The 19838-nt window shown below is 73.2% G+C and carries 17 protein-coding genes; 6 read left to right on the top strand and 11 right to left on the bottom strand.

Annotation, left to right across the window (positions count from 1 at the left end):
- Positions 1–22: 22 nt before the first annotated feature.
- Positions 23–2413, bottom strand: a complete 2391-nt coding sequence (locus IE248_RS06450; RefSeq protein WP_008743073.1) for a collagenase — start codon at positions 2411–2413, stop codon at positions 23–25.
- Between the two features lie 193 nt (positions 2414–2606).
- On the opposite strand from IE248_RS06450, the gene IE248_RS06445 reads away from it, so the two are divergent.
- Positions 2607–3992: an aminopeptidase P family protein gene (locus IE248_RS06445; protein ID WP_190030149.1), complete on the top strand. Its 1386-nt coding sequence runs from the start codon at positions 2607–2609 to the stop codon at positions 3990–3992.
- Positions 3993–4029: 37 nt separating this feature from the next.
- Here IE248_RS06445 and IE248_RS06440 read toward each other — a convergent pair whose 3' ends face one another.
- The 3 genes from IE248_RS06440 to IE248_RS06430 form a co-directional block, all read right to left on the bottom strand.
- Complete coding sequence (locus tag IE248_RS06440) at positions 4030–4467, bottom strand: hypothetical protein (protein ID WP_190030148.1); 438 nt, start codon at positions 4465–4467, stop codon at positions 4030–4032.
- A gap of 106 nt (positions 4468–4573) precedes the next feature.
- Positions 4574–4972, bottom strand: coding sequence for a RidA family protein (locus IE248_RS06435; protein ID WP_008743076.1), 399 nt, complete (start codon positions 4970–4972; stop codon positions 4574–4576).
- On the bottom strand, positions 4969–6093 hold the full coding sequence (locus tag IE248_RS06430) for an acyl-CoA dehydrogenase family protein (RefSeq protein ID WP_037794703.1): 1125 nt from the start codon (positions 6091–6093) through the stop codon (positions 4969–4971). The genes IE248_RS06435 and IE248_RS06430 overlap by 4 nt, the downstream gene beginning before the upstream one ends.
- Before the next feature lie 157 nt (positions 6094–6250).
- On the opposite strand from IE248_RS06430, the gene IE248_RS06425 reads away from it, so the two are divergent.
- The 3 genes from IE248_RS06425 (at position 6251) to IE248_RS06415 (ending at position 9626) form a co-directional block, all read left to right on the top strand.
- Complete coding sequence (locus IE248_RS06425) at positions 6251–7870, top strand: AMP-binding protein (RefSeq protein ID WP_190030147.1); 1620 nt, start codon at positions 6251–6253, stop codon at positions 7868–7870.
- A 4-nt stretch (positions 7871–7874) separates the two neighbouring features.
- Complete coding sequence (locus tag IE248_RS06420; protein ID WP_008743079.1) at positions 7875–8678, top strand: PaaX family transcriptional regulator; 804 nt, start codon at positions 7875–7877, stop codon at positions 8676–8678.
- 102 nt (positions 8679–8780) lie between these two features.
- Positions 8781–9626, top strand: a complete 846-nt coding sequence (locus IE248_RS06415) for a GNAT family N-acetyltransferase (protein ID WP_100583358.1) — start codon at positions 8781–8783, stop codon at positions 9624–9626.
- A 13-nt stretch (positions 9627–9639) separates the two neighbouring features.
- Here the strand turns inward: IE248_RS06415 and IE248_RS06410 are convergent, their stop codons facing one another.
- Both IE248_RS06410 and IE248_RS06405 read right to left on the bottom strand, forming a co-directional pair.
- On the bottom strand, positions 9640–11949 hold the full coding sequence (locus IE248_RS06410; protein WP_190030146.1) for a bifunctional salicylyl-CoA 5-hydroxylase/oxidoreductase: 2310 nt from the start codon (positions 11947–11949) through the stop codon (positions 9640–9642).
- A gap of 3 nt (positions 11950–11952) precedes the next feature.
- On the bottom strand, positions 11953–12780 hold the full coding sequence (locus IE248_RS06405; RefSeq protein WP_008743082.1) for an enoyl-CoA hydratase family protein: 828 nt from the start codon (positions 12778–12780) through the stop codon (positions 11953–11955).
- A gap of 149 nt (positions 12781–12929) precedes the next feature.
- Between IE248_RS06405 and IE248_RS06400 the strand changes: the two genes are divergently transcribed.
- A complete protein-coding gene (locus IE248_RS06400; protein ID WP_073796569.1) occupies positions 12930–13370 on the top strand; it encodes an ATP-binding protein in 441 nt (146 codons plus the stop codon).
- A gap of 23 nt (positions 13371–13393) precedes the next feature.
- On the opposite strand, the gene argF is transcribed toward IE248_RS06400, so the two are convergent.
- From argF to IE248_RS06385, 3 genes are all read right to left on the bottom strand, one after another.
- A complete protein-coding gene (gene argF, locus IE248_RS06395) occupies positions 13394–14416 on the bottom strand; it encodes an ornithine carbamoyltransferase (RefSeq protein ID WP_008743084.1) in 1023 nt (340 codons plus the stop codon).
- A gap of 133 nt (positions 14417–14549) precedes the next feature.
- Positions 14550–15776, bottom strand: a complete 1227-nt coding sequence (locus tag IE248_RS06390) for an arginine deiminase (protein ID WP_073777969.1) — start codon at positions 15774–15776, stop codon at positions 14550–14552.
- Positions 15777–15821: 45 nt separating this feature from the next.
- Positions 15822–16334, bottom strand: a complete 513-nt coding sequence (locus tag IE248_RS06385) for a hypothetical protein (protein WP_008743086.1) — start codon at positions 16332–16334, stop codon at positions 15822–15824.
- 411 nt (positions 16335–16745) lie between these two features.
- Between IE248_RS06385 and fabV the strand changes: the two genes are divergently transcribed.
- Positions 16746–17957: an enoyl-[acyl-carrier-protein] reductase FabV gene (fabV, locus tag IE248_RS06380; RefSeq protein ID WP_190030145.1), complete on the top strand. Its 1212-nt coding sequence runs from the start codon at positions 16746–16748 to the stop codon at positions 17955–17957.
- Here fabV and mmuM read toward each other — a convergent pair.
- The gene (gene mmuM / locus IE248_RS06375; protein WP_190030144.1) at positions 17947–18822 is read right to left on the bottom strand and encodes a homocysteine S-methyltransferase; all 876 of its coding nucleotides are present in this window, start codon (positions 18820–18822) and stop codon (positions 17947–17949) included. The two genes, fabV and mmuM, sit on opposite strands and share 11 nt — an antisense overlap.
- A gap of 25 nt (positions 18823–18847) precedes the next feature.
- Positions 18848–19771 (bottom strand): LLM class F420-dependent oxidoreductase, encoded by a 924-nt coding sequence (locus IE248_RS06370; protein ID WP_008743089.1) that lies wholly within the window; start codon positions 19769–19771, stop codon positions 18848–18850.
- Between the last annotated feature and the right edge of the window lie 67 nt (positions 19772–19838).

Raw genomic sequence — 19838 nt, 5'->3', positions numbered from 1 at the left:
CGGGGCCGGCCCGGTCACGGGATCAGCCGCGCAGCGGACCGTCGCAGCTGTAACTCGACGTCCCCGCCTTCCTGGTGTCCCAGATCTCCACCGGACCGAAGGAACAGTTCATGTCGGCCAGGTTGTTGGAGACCGCGCCCGCCCGGTCGAGGATGAAGTAGTCGACCGTCTCGGACATGTCCTTGAAGTTCTGGTCGTCGCTGCGCCAGTTCTTCAGGTTCGCGGTGATCCGGCCCGTACAGACGAACCGGCGCTTGCCGGCCGAGCCGTTCTCCACGCAGTCCGGGGTGTTGTACGTGGCCGCCGCGAAGCTCGACTTCACCGAGGCGAGCGCGGAGTCGCGCAGCCGGGCGTCGGGCGTGAACGTGGTGTTCGGGACGTAGAGCTGGTCCACCTTGGCGATCTGGGCGTCCAGGAAGCGGTTGTAGTCGCGCTGGAGGTAGCTGTCCGCGCCGGTGCGGTGGCGCCAGGCGTCGTACCCGGCGACGTCGTTCGTGCGCAGGTAGCCGTACATCTCGCGCAGCAGGGAGGGCTTCTCGGTCCACAGGAACTCGAAGAAGGTGCCCGCGTAGTTGTAGAAGCGGAACCCGTCCCCGTCGTAGGTGGCGTTCAGCAGCTGCTCGACCGTCATGCGGGGGCCACCGCCGGAGGTGTCCGAGATGATGCCCCGGACCAGGGACTTGCGGACGGCGATGCCGTTGTCGCGGGTGGATCCGTCGAAGAACTCGGCGGTGCCCTCGTCCATGGCGGTGGTGCGGTCGCCCTCGTACCAGGGACCCTCGCCGAAGAAGCCGGGGACGGCGTAACGGCCGTTGAGGTAGTGGGTGTACTCGTGGCGGAAGAGCTCTTCGAGGGTGAGGGAGGAGTCCTGCGGGACGCGGCGCTGGTAGGTGTAGAAGGTGGCGCCGTTCTCGATGTAGATGCCGCCGTTGTTGGTGCCGTAGCCGGTCAGGATCGGGTGGTAGTTCTCGTAGTCGGCGCGGGAGGCGTACAGGACGATGTTGAGGGTGGTGTTGGGGTCCCCGGCGAGCGGCTGCTCGGTGCCCAGGACCCGGTGGTACTGGGCCTTGACCTGCTTGCTCGCGTAGTAGAGCTGGTCGACGGTGGCCTGGTCCAGGGCGGTGCGGACCTTGATGGCGCCGTTGTCGTAGGAGTAGGTGTAGGGGAACAGCTGCTTCTCGATGTCCTCCTTGCACACCCCGTACGGCTTGCAGGCCTCGTAGAAGTTGAGCCAGGAGACGATCTTGGCCCAGGGCTCGCTGCCGTTGCCGAAGCCGGACTTGACCTGCTCCAGCAGGGCGCCGAGGTCGGCGACGGTCTGGTCCTTGAGGGCGTCGACCTGGCCGAAGCGGCCGTACTCGCCGAGGGCGTCGCGGACCGCCCAGGCGTTGGTGGTGCCCTTGAGGTGGGTGTGGCCCGCGAAGGCCTTGAAGGCGGCGCGGTACGAGGCGTCGCCGGCCACCGCCGCGTGGAAGGCGGCGTCCTGGTTGCCGGGGTAGACGCCGAGGTAGTTGACGGACAGGGCGGCGAGGGCCGCGCCGCCCCAGGCGGCGTCCTGGCTGGTCGCGGGGTGCGAGGCGTCCAGGGTGGCCAGGACCTTCTTGATCAGGCCGAGCTGGTGCTGGCGCAGGCCGGGCGCGCTGGCGGCGTAGAGGGCCTCGCGCAGGGTCCGGGCGTTGGAGGCGGTGGCGTCGAAGGTGCGGGCGGCGTCACCGAAGTCGGCGATGGCGCGGCGCATGGCGTCGACAGTGGGGGCGTCGGTGACGTCGATCTCGCCGCGCGAGTAGTCGTGGTAGGCGACGGCGTGCAGGTACGTGAACATCTCCTCCAGGTGGGAGGAGCCCCGGCCGTCGTGGGCGGCGGCCAGGGAGGATATCCGGCGGGAGACGGCCTGGACGTGGGCGTCGGACATGACGGGCGCCAGGCGGGCGTCCCAGGTCCAGATCAGCCCGCGCAGACAGCCGTCGGCGAGGACGGCCTGGTCGCCGAGGAAGTCGGCGAACTGCTCGGGGGAAAGGTTCGTGATCCCGTCAAGGGTGCAGGGGACGCCCGCGGCGACGCTCCGCGCGGTGGGGGCGGCGGCGGCCGCCTTGCGGCTCTTCTCGGACCGTTCGGCGGGTGCGGCGGCGGCCGTTGCGGCGCCGGGCACCTTGGCGTCGGTGACGGCCTTGCCGCCCGGGGCGGGGGCGGGCGCCGGGACGGCCTCCTTGGCGCGGCCGAGGCGGTCGACCTCGTCGAACGGGTTGCCGACCGGCGCGGCGGGGCCCGCGGCGGGGGCGGCGGCCGCGAAGGTGGCGGGAACCGGGGCGCCGTTCTCGGCGGCCTGGGTGACGGCCTGGCCGGCGGAGGCCAGAAGGGTCACCGCGACGGCGGCGGAGAGGAGGGACGTGCGCACAGCTCTGTGCTGGGACACCAAGAACTCCTGGTTGGGAGGGGAGGTGGGGGAAGTGGTGCGTGAACTGCCCCTGGAAGGGGGGAACTGCCCTGCGTCACACGGCGTTTGACGGGGATTAACGTGCCGCGGTGTGACCTGTAACATAGTAATGTGAAATTGCACTGACAAGCCCTGTGCGCCCACCAGTTGTGTCTTCTTGTAGGGAGCCCCGATGACCGACACCCCTTCAGGCCTCACCTCCGGCCTGCACACGGGCAGCCACGACCTGCCCGTATCCCCCGAACTGACCCGCTACATGGCGGGCAACTGGACCGCCTCGCCGCTGCCCGCCACCGACCGGGTCCCGGCCCACGCCGCCACCCCCCGGCGCCGCGAGCGGCTCTCCGCGCACTTCCCGGGCGAGTGGCTGATCATCCCCGCCGGGCAGCTCCAGGTCCGCTCCAACGACGCCGACCACCGCTTCCGCCCGCACAGCGCGTACGCCTGGCTCACGGGCCTGACGGGCGAGGACCAGGCGGGCCACGTCCTGGTGCTGGAGCCCTCCGGCCCGCACGGCCACGAGGCGGTGCTGTACCTGCGGCCGCGCTCGCCGCGCGCCGACGGCAACGAGGAGTTCTACCGGGACCGCCGCTACGGGGAGTTCTGGGTGGGGCGCCGCCCCGACCTGGCCGAGGCCGAGCGCCTGACCGGCCTGCGCTGCGCCCACCTGGACACCCTGGGCTCGCCGAAGGGCCGCGACGCCGCCCGGGACCGGGAGCTGGCCTCCGTCCTGTCGGAGCTGCGCCTGGTGAAGGAGGCCTGGGAGGTCGACCAGCTACAGCTGGCCGTCGACCACACCACGGCCGGGTTCGAGGACGTCGTACGGGCCCTGCCGCAGGCCCTCGCGCACCCGCGCGGCGAGCGCTGGATCGAGGGCGTCTTCGGCCTGCGCGCCCGCGCGGAGGGCAACGGCCTCGGCTACAACACGATCGCGGCCTCGGGCGCCCACGCCTGCATGCTGCACTGGATCCACAACGACGGCCGGCTCGACCCGAACGAACTGCTGCTGCTGGACGCCGGCGTGGAGACGGACACCCTCTACACGGCGGACATCACCCGCACCCTGCCGCTGTCGGGGCGGTTCTCCCCCGTCCAGCGGCAGGTCTACGAACTGGTCCTCGCCGCCCAGGAGGCGGGCATCGCCGCGCTGCGCCCGGGCGCGACCTTCCGGGACTTCCACCGGGCCGGGATGCGGGTCATGGCGGAGGGCCTCGCGCAGTGGGGGGTGCTGAAGAACACCGAGGGCGATCTGCACCGCCGCTACACGCTGTGCGCCAGCGGGCACATGCTGGGCATGGACGTGCACGACTGCGCACAGGCGCGGGCGCAGACGTACCTGGACGGCGTGCTGGAGGAGGGCCAGGTGCTGACCGTGGAGCCGGGCCTGTACCTCCAGCCGGACGACGAGACGCTCCCGGCGGAGCTGCGGGGCATCGGCGTGCGCGTCGAGGACGACCTGGTCATCACGGCGACGGGCGCCCGACTGCTGTCGGGCGCCCTGCCGCGCACGGTCGCGGGCATCGAGGAGTGGATGGGGAACCTGCTGGAGAGCCGCTGACCCCGGCCGTCAGCCGCCGGCCGGCCGCCGGGACGCGTCACCAGCCGCCGTTGTTCCATCCGCCGCGGTCGTTGTTCCAGTTCCCTCGGTCGTTGTTCCAATTGCCGCGATCGTTGTTCCAGTTGCCGTTGTCGTGGTTCCAGTTGCCGCGGTCGTTGTTCCAGTTGCCGCGGTCGTTGTTCCAGCGACTGTCGTTCCAGTTGCCGCGGTTCCAGTTGTGGTTCCGGTTGCCGTTCCAGTACGAGTCGTTGCGGTAGCCGGAGGCGTCCGAGACCTGGTCCCAGCACCATCTGGGCACGTCGCTGCGGTAGCGGTAGTGGGCGCAGCACTCGTTCCAGTTCCCGCGCCATTCATCGGAACAGCGGTAGTTCTGCGGAAGACCCGCTGCGGCGGCGCCACTGACGGGCATCAGGCCGAGCGCGAGGCCGGCGGCCCCCGCCATGGCCGCCACGACGATCCCACGGCGCATGTCCATGCACCTCCGAGTATGGAAAGTGGTACAAAGCGACCATTCCACCCTCCCTCGCCCCCGGCCCACTGTCAAAGCCGGCGGGCCGGGGGCGGGCCCCTCTTGGGGCGCCCTAGTCCACGACGGCGATGCCGTCCAGTTCGACCATCGCCTGCTCGTCCCACAGCCGGACCACACCGATCACCGCCATCGCCGGGAAGTCGCGCCCCGCCAACGCGCGCCAGATCCGGCCCAGTTCGCGGGCGTGTTCCCGGTACGCGGCCACGTCGACGGCGTAGACGGTCACCCGGGCCAGGTCGGCCGGGGCGCCGCCGGCGGCCGCGAGCGCCGTCAACAGGTTGGTCAGCGCCCGCTCGAACTGCTCGGGCAGGGTGTCCCCCACGACCTTGCCCGCGCCGTCGAGCGCGGTCTGGCCGGCGAGGAAGACCAGCCGGCCGCCGGTGGCGGTCACCGCGTGGGAGAAGCCCGTCGGCGGGGAGAGCTCCGCCGGATTGATCCGCTCCGGGCTCATCGCGCGGCCACCCCCCGGTACAGCTCCTTCGCGATGATGGTGCGCTGCACCTCGCTGGCCCCCTCGTAGATGCGCGGCGCCCGTACCTCCCGGTACAGGTGTTCCAGCAGGTGGCCGCGGCGCAGGGCGACCGCGCCGTGCAGCTGGACCGCGTGGTCCACCACGTACTGCGCCGTCTCGGTGGCGAGGAGCTTCGCCATCGCCGCGCGGCGCGGGACGTCCCGGGAGCCGCTGTCGTACGCTCCGGCGGCCGCGTAGACCAGGAGCCGGGCGGCCTCGGTACGGGTGGCCATCTCGGCCACCCGGTGGGCCACGGCCTGGAGGTCGCCGAGCACCCCGCCGAAGGCGGTGCGGCCCGCCGTGTGCGCCAGGGTGGCGTCCAGCGCGGCGCGGGCCATGCCGATCGCGAAGGCGCCGACGCTCGGCCGGAAGAGGTTCAGGGTGTCCATGGCGACCCGGAAGCCGCGCCCCGGTTCGCCCAGCAGGTCCTCGGGGCCGACCGGCACACCGTCGAAGGCGAGCGAGCCGATCGGGTGCGGGGAGAGCATGTCGAGGGGCTCCCCGCTCAGGCCGGGGCGGTCCGCCGGGACGAGGAAGGCCGTCACCCCCTTGGCGCCCGGCCCCTCACCCGTTCGGGCGAACACGGTGTAGAAATCCGCTTCCGGGGCGTTGGAGATCCAGCACTTGTCCCCGGTGAGCCGCCAGCCGGCGCCGTCGCGGCGGGCGTCCAGCGCCAGGGCGGCCGCGTCGGAGCCCGCCCCCGGCTCGCTCAGCGCGAAGGCCGCCACGGTCCGTCCCGAGCGGACGCCGGGCAGCCAGCGCTCGCTCTGGGCGGGGGTCCCCTCGCGCAGGACCGCGTACGATCCCAGCCCTTGCAGGGCCAGCGCGGTCTCGGCCTCCGTACAGCCGTAGGCGAGGGATTCCCGGAGCAGGCAGAGGTCGAGCGCCCCGGAGGTGAAGACCCGTTCCAGCAGGCCCTCGTCGCCGAGCGCGGCCAGCAGCGGCCGGTTGACGCGGCCCGGCTCCCCCTTCTCGGCCAGTGGCCGGAGCCGGTCCGCCGACAGCGCCCGCAGCCGCGCGCACCACTCCTCTTGCTCCGCTCCGAGCGCGAATCCGGTCATCCGAGTGTCCCCGCAATCCATCGAATCCATCGAACTATCGCGTCCTGTTGACTACCGTCACCATCACGATACGCTCGTGGGGCAATCGCACGGCCGGCTCGACCCAATCGGTCCCACGCCTTGGGGCCCGGACCGTCGCAAGGGGGCGCATCCCGCCTTGGAGCTCAAGCCTTCCGCTCACGCCGACACCTTCTCCCGCGACCACCTGCCGCCCCCCGACGCCTGGCCGCAACTCCTCTTCGAGCTGCCCACGCTGGCCTATCCGGACCGGCTGAACTGCGGGGCCGAGCTGGTCGACGGGACCATCGCCCGCTTCGGGCCCGAGCGCCCCGCGTTCCTCGACGGGACCGGCGGGGTGTGGACGTACGGCGCGCTGCGCGAGCGCGTCGACCGCCTCGCGCACGTCCTCACCGCCGATCTGGGGGTGGTCCCCGGCAACCGGGTGCTGCTGCGCGGGCCCACCGGCCCGTGGCTGGCGGCCGCGTGGCTCGCGGTGATGAAGGCGGGCGCGGTGGCCGTGACCGTACTGGCGCAGCAGCGGGCGCAGGAGCTGGCCACGGTGTGCGCGATGGCCCAGGTGCGGCATGCGCTGTGCCATGTGACGGTGCTGGACGATCTGGTCAAGGCCGAGGTGCCGGGGCTGCGGATCACCCCCTACGGCGGCGCCGACCCGGACGACCTGCTGCGCCTCGCCGAGGCCCACCCGGAGCCCTACACCGCCGTCGAGACCTCCGCCGACGACGTCGCCCTGATCGCGTTCACCTCCGGTACCACCGGGCGCCCCAAGGGCTGCATGCACTTCCACCGCGATCTGCTGGCCGTCGCCGACACCTTCTCCCGCGAGGTGCTCAGACCCCGGCCGCAGGACGTCTTCGCCGGCAGCCCCCCGCTGGGGTTCACCTTCGGCCTCGGCGGGCTGGTCGTCTTCCCGCTGCGCGCCGGGGCCTCGGCGCTGCTGCTGGAGCAGGCCACGCCGCGGCTGCTGCTCCCGGCGGTCGCCGAGCACCGGGTCAGCGTGCTGTTCACCGCGCCGACCGCGTACCGGACGATGCTGGACGCGCTGGGCCCGTACGACGTCGGCGCGCACGACCTGTCGTCGCTGCGCCGCTGCGTCTCGGCGGGCGAGAACCTGCCGGAGGCCACCTGGCGGGCCTGGCACGAGCGCACCGGGCTGCGGATCATCAACGGCATCGGCGCCACGGAGCTGCTGCACATCTTCATCTCCGCCTCGGACGAGGACATCCGCCCGGGCACGACCGGGCGGGTGGTCCCGGGCTGGCAGGCCCGGGTGGTGGACCCGGCGGGGCGGCCGGTCGCGGACGGCGAGCCGGGGCTGCTGGCGGTGCGGGGCCCGGTGGGCTGCCGGTACCTGGCCGATCCCCGGCAGGGGGAGTACGTACGGGACGGCTGGAACCTGACCGGCGACACCTACGTGCGCGATCCGCAGGGGTACTTCCGGTACGTCGCCCGGGCCGACGACATGATCATCTCTTCGGGTTACAACATCGCGGGCCCGGAGGTGGAGGAGGCCCTGCTGCGCCACCCGGACGTGGTGGAGGCGGCGGTCGTCGGGCGCCCGGACGAGCGGCGGGGGCAGATCGTGGTCGCGTACACCGTCACGCGTGAGGGCGTGGTGCTGACGGAGGAGACCCTGCGGGCCTTCATGCGGTCCGAGCTGGCCCCGCACAAGTGCCCGCGCTCCTTCGTCTTCGTCCCCGCCCTGCCGAGGACCGCGACCGGGAAACTGCAACGGTTCCGGCTGCGCGATCTAGAGTAGGCCCGTGGCCGAGCAGCACACTCCGCGATCGTTGATCGTCACCTTCTACGGCGCCTACGGGCGGGCCTTCGAGGGCCCCGTACCGGTGTCCGCGCTGGTGCGCCTGCTGGGCGCGGTCGGCGTGGACGCCCCGTCGGTCCGCTCGTCGGTGTCCCGGCTCAAGCGGCGCGGCTTCCTGCTGCCCGCCCGCGCGGCGGACGGCTCGGCGGCGTACGAGCTGTCCGCGGAGGCCCGGCAGCTGCTGGACGACGGCGACCGGCGGATCTACGGGCCCGCCGCCGGCCCCTCGCGGGAGTGGCTCGTCGCGGTGTTCTCCGTCCCGGAGCAGGAGCGCAGCAAGCGGCACCTGCTGCGCTCCCGGCTGGCCCGGCTCGGCTTCGGGAACGTGGCGCCCGGCGTGTGGATCGCCCCGGCCCACATCGCGGAGGAGACCGGGCACACCCTGGACCGGCTGCGTCTGACGGCGTACGTGGAGCTCTTCCGGGGCGCGCACCTCGGCTTCGCCCCGACCGCCGAGGCGGTGGCCCGCTGGTGGGACCTGGCGGCGCTGGCCAAGCAGCACGAGGAGTTCCTCGACCTCCACGAGCCCGCCCTGCGCGCCCTCCAGTCGGGCCCGGAGCCGACGCCGGAGGAGGCCTACCGGGGCTACCTCCCGGCCCTGGACACCTGGCGCCGCCTCCCGTACGCCGACCCGGGCCTGCCGCGCGAACTGCTCCCCGCGGACTGGCCGGGCGACCGCGCGGCGGCGGTCTTCACCGAACTGCACACCCGGCTGCGGGACATCGGGGCGTCCTTCCTCCCGCCGTGACCGACCGCCCCTGACCGACCCCTCGTGCCCCCGTACCCTCCCCCCCCCGTGACCGCCGGAAAAGGGGCTGCGGGCCGAGCCGGGCGGGCACCACCATGGGGCATGACCTGGACCTTCACCTCGGACCTGGCCTCCTATCAGGCCGCCGCCGGTCCGGCCGTGGCCGCCGAGCCGGTCACCAACACCCTGCTGCTGTCCGTGGCCGACGCCCTGGCACGGCGCGGGCCGCAGGCCTTCGGGCCGGGTCCCGCCCCCTTCTTCGGCTGGTGGACCGGGGCCGACGGGTCGGTCGCCGGTGGCGTGGTGTGCACCCCGCCGTTCCCCCTGACGCTCGGCGCGCTGCCCCCGGAGGCCGTCCGGGCACTGGGGGCCGCGCTCGGCACCGAGCCGCTGCTGAGCGGGGTCGGCGCCGTCAACGCCCGCAGGCCTGAGGCGGAGTTGCTGGCCGGAGCCTGGGGCAGGCCCTGGGAGACGGCCGAGGAGACCCGGCTGTACCGGCTCGACGGGCTGCTGGCGCCGGACCCGGCTCCGCAGGGGCGGGCCCGGCGGGCCGTGCCGGCGGATCTGCCGCTGCTGCTGGAGTGGACCGTGGCGTTCAAGCGGGAGGCCGGGGTGCGCGGCGCCGCCTCCGAGGCGGCACTGCGCGACCGGCTCTCCTACGGCGGGCTGCTGCTCTGGGAACACGCCGGAGAGCCGGTCTCCCTGGCCGGGTTCACCCGGCCGATCGGCTCGGCCTCGCGCGTCGGCCCCGTGTACACCCCGCCCGGGCGGCGCGGGCGCGGCTTCGCCGCCGGGGTGACGTACGCGGTGAGCGGGGCGGCCCGGGCGGCCGGGGCGCGCGAGGTGCTCCTCTTCACCGACCTGGCGAATCCCACCAGCAACGGCGTGTACCGACGGCTCGGCTACGCGCCGGTCGAGGACCGGGTCGAGGTGGTCGCCGTCGGCTGAGGGGTGAGGCGGGTCAGCCGCGGCCCGTCGGGGGTTTGCGGCTGCCCGCGCGGTACGGGGCGGGCCAGGGGGCGGCGGGGCCGTCGTAGGACTGGTCGGCGGCCGCGTGCAGGGTCCAGTGGGGGTCGTAGAGGTGCGGGCGGCCGAGGGCGCAGAGGTCGGCGCGGCCCGCCAGGAGCAGGGAGTTGACGTCGTCCCAGGAGGAGATGGCGCCCACCGCGATGACCGGGATGCCGAGGGCGTTGCGGATCCGGTCCGCGTAGGGGGTCTGGTACGAGCGCCCGTACTCCGGGGCCTCCTCGGACACCACCTGGCCGGTGGAGACGTCGATGGCGTCGGCTCCGTGGGCGGCGAAGGCGGCGGCGATCTCCTCGGCGTCCTCGGGCGTGGTGCCGCCGGGCGCCCAGTCGGTGGCGGAGAGGCGGACCGTCATGGGGCGCTCGCCCGGCCAGACCTCGCGGACGGCGTCGAAGACCTCCAGCGGGAAGCGGAGCCGGTTCTCCAGCGGGCCGCCGTACGCGTCCGTGCGCTGGTTGGTCAGCGGGGAGAGGAACCCGGAGAGCAGGTAGCCGTGCGCGCAGTGCAGCTCCAGCAGGTCGAAGCCGCAGTCGGCGGCCCGTACCGCGGCGGCCGCGAAGTCGGAGCGGACCGCCGCGAGGCCGGCCCGCGTCAGGGCGCCCGGGACCGCGGAGACGCCCGGCCGGTACGGCAGCGCCGAGGCGGCGACCAGCGGCCAGTTGCCCTCCGGGAGGGGGTCGTCCATCCCCTCCCACATCAGCCGCGTCGAGCCCTTGCGGCCCGAGTGGCCGAGCTGGACGCCGAGGGCCGTGCCGGGCGCGCTGGTGTGGACGAAGTCGGTGATCCGGCTCCAGGCGGCCGCCTGTTCGGCGGTGTACAGGCCGGTGCAGCCGGGGGTGATGCGGCCGTCGGCGCTGACGCAGACCATCTCGGTCATCACCAGACCGGCCCCGCCCAGCGCCCGCGCGCCGAGGTGCACCAGGTGGAAGTCCCCGGGCAGGCCGTTGCCGCCGCCCGCCGCTTCGCCGGCCGAGTACATGTCCATCGGGGAGACCACGACCCGGTTGCGCAGCGTCAGCCCGCGCAGGGTGAACGGAGTGAACATCGGCGGAGTTCCGTCCTCCGGGCAGCCGAAGTCCCGCTCCACGGCCCGTGTGAACCGTTCGTCGCGCAGCCGCAGGTTGTCGTGGGTGACGCGGCGGCTGCGGGTGAGGAGGTTGAAGGCGAACTGCCGGGCGGGCTGGTCCACGTACCCGGCGATCTCCTCGAACCACCGCATGCTGGCGGCCGCGGCGCGCTGCGTGCTGGCGACGGCCGGGCGCCGCGCCGCCTCGTACGCGGCCAGCGCGGCCGGAACGTCAGGCTCCGCCGCTACCGCCTCGGCGAGCGCGAGGGCGTCCTCGACGGCCAGTTTGGTGCCGGAGCCGATGGAGAAGTGCGCGGTGTGGGCCGCGTCTCCCAGCAGCACCACGTTGCCCTGTGACCAGCGCTCGTTGACGACGGTGCGGAACCGCGTCCACGCCGAGCGGTTGCCCGTCAGCGCCCGCCCGCCCAGGGCTTCGGAGAAGGTCTTGGCGCAGCGGGCCGCCGACTCGCCCTCGTCGCACAGGTCGAAGCCCGCCGCCCGCCACACCTCCTCCCGCATCTCCACGATGACCGTGGAGGCGTCGGCTGAGTACGGGTAGGCGTGCAGCTGCATGACCCCGTGCTCGGTCTCGGCGATCTCGAAGCGGAAGGAGTCGAAGGCGAAGTCGGCGGCGAGCCAGATGTAGCGGCACTGCCCGGCCGTCAGTGTCGGCCGGAAGTGCGCGGCCCCGTGCTCGCGGGTCGCGCTGTGCACCCCGTCGGCGGCGACCACCAGGTCGTGGGAGTCCGCGAGCGCGAAGGCGTCGGGGGCACCGGCGTGGAACCGGAGCCGGACCCCGAGGCCCGCGCAGCGCTCGTGCAGGATCTCCAGCAGGCGGCGGCGGCCGAGGGCGGCGAAGCCGTGGCCGCCGGAGGTCAGCAGCCGGCCCCGGTGTACGACGTCCACGTCGTCCCAGCGGACGAACTCCGCGCAGAGGGCGGCGTAGACGACGGTGTCGGCCCGCTCGATGCCGCCGAGGGTCTCGTCGGAGAGCACCACGCCGAAGCCGAAGGTGTCGTCCGGCGCGTTGCGTTCCCAGACCTCGACGTCGTGCCCCTGGCGGGCCAGCAGCGCGGCGGCGTACAGCCCGCCCGGTCCCCCTCCGACGACGGCGACCCTCATGGCGCTCGTGGTCACGGGCGCCGGCACGGGCACGGACACGGGCATGGGCTCGGACATGGACTACCTGCCCTTCCACTCCGGGGGCCGCTTCGCGGTGAAGGCGGCGTGGAACTCCGCGTAGTCCCGGCCGTTCATCAGCAGTGCCTGGGTGTTGGCGTCCAGCTCCACGGAGGCGGCCAGCGGCATGTCCAGCTCGGCCGTCAGCAGCGCCTTGGTCTGCGCGTACGCGAGGGCCGGACCGGCGGCGAGGTGGGCGGCCAGCTCGGCGGCCCGCGCGTGGGCCTTGCCCTCGTCGGTGACCTCGCTGAGCAGCCCGATGCGCTCCGCCTCGGGCGCGCGGACGGGCTCTCCGAGCATCAGCAGCCGGGTGGCGTGGCCGAGGCCGACGACCCGGGGCAGCAGGTACGCGGCGCCCATGTCCCCGCCGGAGAGGCCGACGCGGGTGAAGAGGAAGGAGAAGCGGGCGGTGGGGTCCGCGATGCGGAAGTCGGCGGCGAGCGCGAGGACGGCCCCGGCGCCCGCGGCCACCCCGTGGACGGCGGCGATCACCGGGAAGGGGCATTCGCGGATCGCGCGGACGACCTGGCCGGTCATCCGGTTGAAGTCGAGGAGCTGGGCGGTGTCCATGGCGAGCGTGGCGCCGATGATCTCGTCCACGTCGCCGCCGGAGCAGAAGCCACGCCCCTCGCCGCCGAGCACGAGGGCGCGCACGGAACGCTCCCGGGACAGTTCGGCGAGCAGATCGCGCAGGTCGGCGTAGGCGCCGAAGGTGAGCGCGTTCAGCTTGTCGGGGCGGTCGAGGGTGACGGTGGCCACGCCGTCCTGCCGGGTCACCCGGAGGTGGCGCCACCGTTCGGTCGCTGGTGTGGAACCGGTGAAGGGGCTCACGTTCCCGACCGTATCACCGACTCGTGACTGCCGTCACAGAAACGCGAGAGCTGCTGGGCCGGGGTGCCCCACGGCGGCGCGCGTGCACTTCGTATGGTTGAAAGCTGGAACTACCAGCCCGGCTCCCCCACCGGAACGGAGGGACCCCCTTGCCCGACGCCCCCGCCTGGCGGATCGCCCTGCCGCACACGGCGGCCGCGGTCCCCATGGCCCGCGCCCTCGTCCGGACGGCGCTGACCGAAGCCGACGCGCCCGCCGACCGGGACACGGCGGAGCTGCTGACGGCCGAGCTGGTCGCCAACGCCGTGGAGCACACGCGGGCCTGCGCCCCGATCGAGCTGGTGGTGGAGCTGCTGGCGGACGGCTGCCAGGTCGAGGTGCACGACGGGGATCCGCGGCCGCCGGGCGATCTCACCGGCCCCCGCGACGACGCGCACCCCGACCCCTGGCAGGAGCACGGCCGTGGCCTGCTGCTGCTGCGCGCCCTGAGCTCCGGCTGCGGCCACCGCCGCACCGAGCGCGGCAAGGCCGTGTGGTTCACCCTGTCGGCCCGGCCGGCGGCGGTTCCCTTGCGAGGACCGGCCGTATGACTATGCGCCGGGCTTCGCGGGGGTCAGGCGGACGGCTGTGCGACGGGCCCCGCGAGCGTCGCGACGAGCACGGCCTTGATGGTGTGCAGCCGGTTCTCCGCCTCGTCGAAGACGACCGAGTGCTCGGACTCGAACACCTCGTCCGTGACCTCCAGCGAGTCCAGGCCGTGCCGCTCGTGGATCTCGCGGCCGACCTTGGTGCCCAGGTCGTGGAAGGCGGGCAGGCAGTGCAGGAACCTGACGTCCGGGTTCCCGGTGGCGCGCAGCACGTCCATGGTGACGGCGTACGGGGCGAGGGCCTCGATCCGCTCGTCCCAGACCTCCTTGGGCTCGCCCATCGACACCCACACGTCGGTGGCGACGAAGTCGGCCTGCGCCACCCCCTCCGCGACCTCCTCCGTCAGCGTGATCCGGGCCCCGCTGGCGGCGGCGAGCCCGCGGGCCCGCTCGACCACGGCCTCGGCCGGCCAGTAGGCCTTCGGCGCGACGATCCGTACGTCCATGCCCAGCAGGGCGCCGGTCACCAGGTAGGAATTGCCCATGTTGAAGCGGGCGTCACCGAGGTAGGCGAAGGCGATCCGGTCCAGCGGCTTGGCGCTGTGCTCGGTCATGGTGAGCACGTCGGCCAGCATCTGGGTGGGGTGCCAGTCGTCGGTGAGGCCGTTGAAGACGGGCACCCCGGAGTACGCGGCGAGCTCCTCCACGGCCTGCTGGCTGTCGCCCCGGTACTCGATCCCGTCGAACATCCGGCCGAGCACCCGGGCGGTGTCCTTGACCGACTCCTTGTGGCCCATCTGGGAGCCGGAGGGATCGAGGTAGGTGGTGTGGGCGCCCTGGTCGGCGGCGGCGACCTCGAAGGCGCAGCGGGTCCGGGTGGAGGTCTTCTCGAAGATCAGGGCGATGCTCTTGCCCTGGAGCCGGCGCTGTTCGATTCCGGCCTTCTTGTCGGCCTTGAGGGCGGCGGCGAGCTCGACGAGGCCGCGGAACTCGGCGGCGGTGAAATCGAGCTCCTTGAGGAAACTGCGGCCGACGAGGTCGGTGGCCATGGGGGCGCTCCAGAGTCGTACTGACAGGGGATTTTGGAAGTCTATACGATCCTCTGTATTGATATACAGACCTGCGGGGCCCCTCGTAGAGAGGCCCCGCTCACACTGTCCCCCGCCGGCCCGGGTCAGCCCGTCACACGGCGTCCCGCTCCACCGGACAGCTCATGCAACGTGGCCCGCCCCGGCCCCGGCCCAGCTCGCTGCCCGGGATCTCGATGACCTCGATGCCCTGCTTGCGCAGGTGGGTGTTGGTCGTGACGTTCCGCTCGTACGCCACCACCACCCCCGGCTCCACGGCCAGCACGTTGCAGCCGTCGTCCCACTGCTCGCGCTCCGCCGCGTGCACGTCCTGCGTCGGGGTCAGCACCCGGATCGCATCGAGGCCGAGGGCCGCCGCGATCGCCCGGTGCATGTGGTCCGGCGCGTGGTCGGTCACCTTCAGCTCGCTCGCCCCGCTGCCCGGCTCGATCGTGTAGGAGCGCAGCATGCCGAGCCCCGCGTACTGAGTAAACGTATCTCCATCCACCATCGTCATCACCGTGTCCAGGTGCATGAACGCCCGGCGCTTCGGCATGTCCAGCGCCACGATGCTGGTCGCGGACCCGGCGGCGAACAGGCCCCGGGCGAGCATCTCCACCGCCTGCGGGGTGGTCCGCTCGCTCATTCCCATGAGCACCGCGCCGTTGCCGATGACCAGGACGTCCCCGCCCTCGATGGTCGAGGGGTAGTCGGCCTGCCCCTGCGACCAGTAGTGGAAGGCGCCCGAGGTGGTGAAGAGCGGGTGGTGCCGGTAGATCGCCTCGAAGTGCACGGTCTCGCGCTGCCGGGCCGGCCAGCGCATGGCGTTGATGGAGACCCCGTCGTAGATCCAGGCGGAGGTGTCCCGGGTGAAGAGGTGGTTGGGCAGCGGCCCGACCAGGAAGTCGTCCAGCTCCATGGCGTGGAAGCGGACCGACACCGGCTCGGCGTGCCGCGCCAGGTACTCCCGCTTGGTCATCCCGCCGACCAGGGCCTCGGCGAGGTCGGCCGAGGGCAGTGCGTCGAACACGGCGCGCAGGTGGTCGGTGGCGAGCGGCCCGTACTCCTTCTCGTCGAACACCCGGTCCAGGACGAGGTGTCTCGCCTCCGGGATGTCGAGGGTCTCGGTGAGCAGGTCGCCGAAGAGGTGCACTTCCACGCCCCGGTCGCGCAGCACGTCCGCGAATCCGTCGTGCTCCTGGCGGGCCCGGCGGACCCACAGCACGTCGTCGAAGAGGAGGGTGTCCTTATTGGTTGGTGTGAGCCGCTTCAGCTCCAGATCGGGCCGGTGGAGGATGACGCGGCGCAGCCGCCCGGTCTCGGAGTCGACATGGAATCCCATGCCGTACACGTTCCCAGACCGGACGGCTTTTGACCGGGGGTCCGCTCAGCGCGGGGTACCGAGGCCGAGAAGCGCCGCCGGGGCGCCGATGAGCTCCGGGGTGGTCAGCCCGAGCTTGGGCTTCGTCAGGTTCGGGATCCCGGAGTTGCTCCCGTCCGGCATGGTCAGCGGGGAGCCGACGACCGCGCCGGGGGTACGGGCGAGCAGGGTGGTCGCCGGGGCTTCCAGGGAACCCTCACCGTCCGTCTCCTCCTTGCCGAGCAGGTTCGGCAGGGGGGAGGTCACGAGGGTCCGGCCGAGGTCGGCGCTGACCGGCACCACCGGGAGCAGCGGGGTCGGAAGCATGTCGCCGGTGTGCTGGCGGGGCGCCTCGGGTGCGCCGACCGTCGGCACGGGGACCGCGGTGGCCACGCGCGGCGTGTCCACGCCCAGCGTGGTCTCCACGGCGTCCAGGGGGACACCCACCGGCACCGCGTCGGCCACGGCGGGGGAGGCCGCTCCGGCCGCCGCCATACAGGTCATGAGTACCGCAATGCTGCCGCGCGCGGTCATCTTCATAGGTGACGTTCCGTCCTTCCAGGGTCGCGGACACTCCGCTCCCCTGGATGAACGATCCCGCCGGCGGGTTTCCCGGAGTTCTCCGCGAAAGTTCCCCCATACGACCTAATTCCAGGCCGTACGGGGGCGGCGCCTTTACGGAGCGGAGCCCGCGGCCCGGATCAGGGCCGGGGGCCGACCGGCTCCGACGGGCCCTGGCGCACGGCTCCGGCCGCGCGCACCTCGGCGAGCGCCTGCCGTGGCGACGCAGTCAGAGAGCCATGGCCCCTGGTGGAACCCTCCAACCCCGGCCGGGCATCGTTGTGCCGGGCAAGATCACCGCGTTGATCCGCACGGCCGCAGACTGACTGGACGAGGTGGCCGGGACGGCCGCCTCGTCCTTGTCCGCGACGACACCTGGGGCACCACACCGTGAACGAACGCGTCATCGCGCCCAAGAGCCGGGGCTTCCTGTTCCTCGACTCCCACCCCGGCGGCTGCCGGCAGCTGGTGGAAGAGATGTGGCGGGCCGTCCCCGCCACCCCGGCGCCCGCCGGGGGCGAAGGGCCGGTGGCTCTGGTCATCGGCTCGTCCGCCGGGTACGGCCTGGCCGCCACGATCGCGGGCCTGGCCCGCGTCGGCATCCGTGGCATCGGCGTCTGCTTCGAGAAGGCGCCCGCGCGGCGCACCGGCACCGCCGGCTGGTACCGCACCGCCGCCACCGCCCGGCTCGCCCGGCAGCACGGGCGGGACTTCGTCTTCCTCAACGGCGACGCGTTCAGCGACACGATGAAGGAGCAGGTCGCCGACCTCCTCGTCGAGCGCTTCGGGGGACGGCTCGACTACCTGGTCTACTCGGTGGCCGCGCCCCGCCGCACCGACCCGGACACCGGCACCACGTACGCCTCGGTCCTCAAGCCGATCGGCTCGCCGTACACCACCAAGACCCTCGTCTTCGACGAGCAGGGCGCCCCGGAGGTGAAGGAGGTCACCACCGCGCCGGCCGAGGGCGACGACATCGAGCAGACCGTCGAGGTGATGGGCGGCGCCGACTGGGAGCGCTGGATCACGTTCCTGGCGGAGCGGTCCCTGCTCGCCGAAGGCTTCGCCACCGCCGCCCTGTCCTACATCGGCTCGCCGCTCACCGCGGCGATCTACCGGCAGGGCACCATCGGCGCCGCGAAGTCCCATCTGGAGACCACCGCGCGCGCGTTGGACGAGCGCCTCGGCAAGACCCTGGGCGGCCGGGCCGTGACCTCGGTCAACGCCGCCGCCGTCACCCAGTCCTCCACCGCCATCCCCGGCATCGCCCTGTACGTCGGGCTGCTGCGCGGCGTCCTCGGCGACGCCATGGTGGCCCCGATCGGTCAACTGGTGGAGCTGTGGGACCAGCTGACCGGCGCCCGCCCCCTCGATCTCGACGACGAGGGCCGGGTCCGCCTCGACACCTGGGAACTGGACCCCGCCGTGCAGAGCGCCGTCGCCGACCGCTGGAGCACCGCCACCAGCGACACCATCGACGAACTCGCCGACCTCTCCTGGTTCAGCGACGAAGTCCGCCGCCTCTACGGCTTCTCCGTCCCCGGCGTCGACTACACCGCCGCCGTCGAAACCGAGGTCCCCTGGCCGCCCCTCACCACCTGACCCGCGCGGCCAGCGCGGCGATGCCGGCGGGGCCGATGCGGCAGCAGCCGCCGATGAGGCGGGCGCCGGCCTCCTGCCAGGCCTCGGCGGGCCAGGGGGCGGGGTGCCCGGGGGTGTGCCAGGTCCGGGTGGCGGCCTCCCACACCGAGCCGTCGTTGGGGTAGGCCAGCAGCGGCATGCCGGTGACCCCGGCCGCCGCTTCGAGGGCGGGCAGGACGTCCTCGGGGTCGCAGCAGTTGACGCCGACCGCGATGACCTGCGGGGAGGCGGCCGCGAGGGCGAAGGCCTCGGCGAGGGGCTGCCCGGCGCGGGTGCGGCCGCCCGCCACCGTGTAGCTCAGCCAGGCCGGGGCGCCGGTCTCCGCGAGGATCCCGAGCAGGGCCTCGGCCTCCACCGTGTCCGGGATCGTCTCCAGGGCCAGTACGTCGGGCCCCGCGGCCAGCAGCGCCAGGGCGCGGGGACGGTGGAAGGCCGCCAGCTCGCGCACGCCCAGCCCGTACCGGCCGCGGTACTCGGAGCCGTCCGCGAGCACCGCCCCGTACGGCCCGACCGAGGCGGCCACCCAGACCTCGTGGCCGGCGGCCTCCGCCGCCCCGGCGGCCAGCCGCACGCTCCGCGCGAACAGCTCGGCCGGCGCGGCGGAGCCGAGCTGGTAGCTCGCGGTGATCAGCACCTCGGCCCCGGCCCCTGCGTACGCGGCGTGCGCCCGTGCCACCTGGCCCGGGCGCTCGGTGAGCACCCGGCCCGTCCAGAGGTCGCCGGACAGATCGCAGCCCTGGTCGGCGAGCTGGTTGCTCAGCCCGCCGTCCAGGAGCACGGTCCTGCGGGCCAGGGCCTCGGCGAGCGGGCCGGATGCACGCGGCACGGGGTTCCTCCTTCGTCGGTGGGGCTCAGCCGAGCTGGGACAGCACCTGGGAGGAGATCAGCTCCAGGTGGTCCAGGTCGTCGAGGTCGAGCAGCTGGAGGTAGACGCGCGAGGAGCCGATGGCGCCGTAGGTGCCGATCTTCTCCACGACCTCGGCCGGGGAGCCGGCCAGGCCGTTCGCCTTGAGCTCCTCCACCTCGCGCCCGATGGCGGCGGCCCGGCGGGCCACCTCGGCGTCGTCCTTGCCGACGCACACCACGAGCGCGTTGGAGTAGACGAGCTCGTCCGCCTTGCGCCCGGCCTGCGCGACGGCCTCCCGGACCCGGCCGAACTGGCGCCGGCTGTCCGCGATCGACGCGAACGGCATGTTGAACTCGTCCGCGTACCGGGCGGCGAGGCGCGGGGTGCGCTTCGCGCCGTGCCCGCCGATGAGCACGGGCACCTTGGCCTGGGCCGGCTTGGGCAGCGCCGGCGAGTTCTCCACCTGGTAGTGGGTGCCCGCGTAGTCGAAGGTGGCTCCGGGCGCGGTGGCCCACAGGCCGGTGACGATGGCCAGCTGCTCCTCCAGCCGGGCCATCCGCTCCGCCGGGAAGGGAATCCCGTACGCCTTGTGCTCCTCCTCGAACCAGCCCGCGCCCAGGCCGAGCTCGATGCGGCCGCCGGACATCTGGTCGACCTGCGCCACCTGGATGGCGAGCACGCCGGGCAGCCGGAAGGTACCGGCCGTCATCAGCGTGCCCAGCCGGATCCGCTTGGTCTCGCGGGCCAGGCCCGCGAGGGTGATCCACGCGTCGGTCGGTCCGGGCAGACCGTCCACGGATCCCATCCGCAGATAGTGATCCGACCGGAAGAACGCGTCGAAGCCGAGTTCCTCGGTGGCCTTGGCGACGGTCAGGAGGGTGTCGTAGCTCGCGCCCTGCTGGGGCTCGGTGAAGATACGGAGGTCCATGCCCTCCATCCTGCCTCGCCCGCCCCTGCCGGGTGAATCTCCGTCAACGCGATACCCGCGCAGGTCC

The organism is Streptomyces goshikiensis (assembly GCF_014650555.1).
In the GTDB taxonomy this organism is placed as follows: Bacteria; Actinomycetota; Actinomycetes; order Streptomycetales; family Streptomycetaceae; genus Streptomyces; species Streptomyces goshikiensis.
Note: the sequence above shows the minus strand (reverse complement) of the source record. Positions and strands in the feature narration are given on the sequence as shown.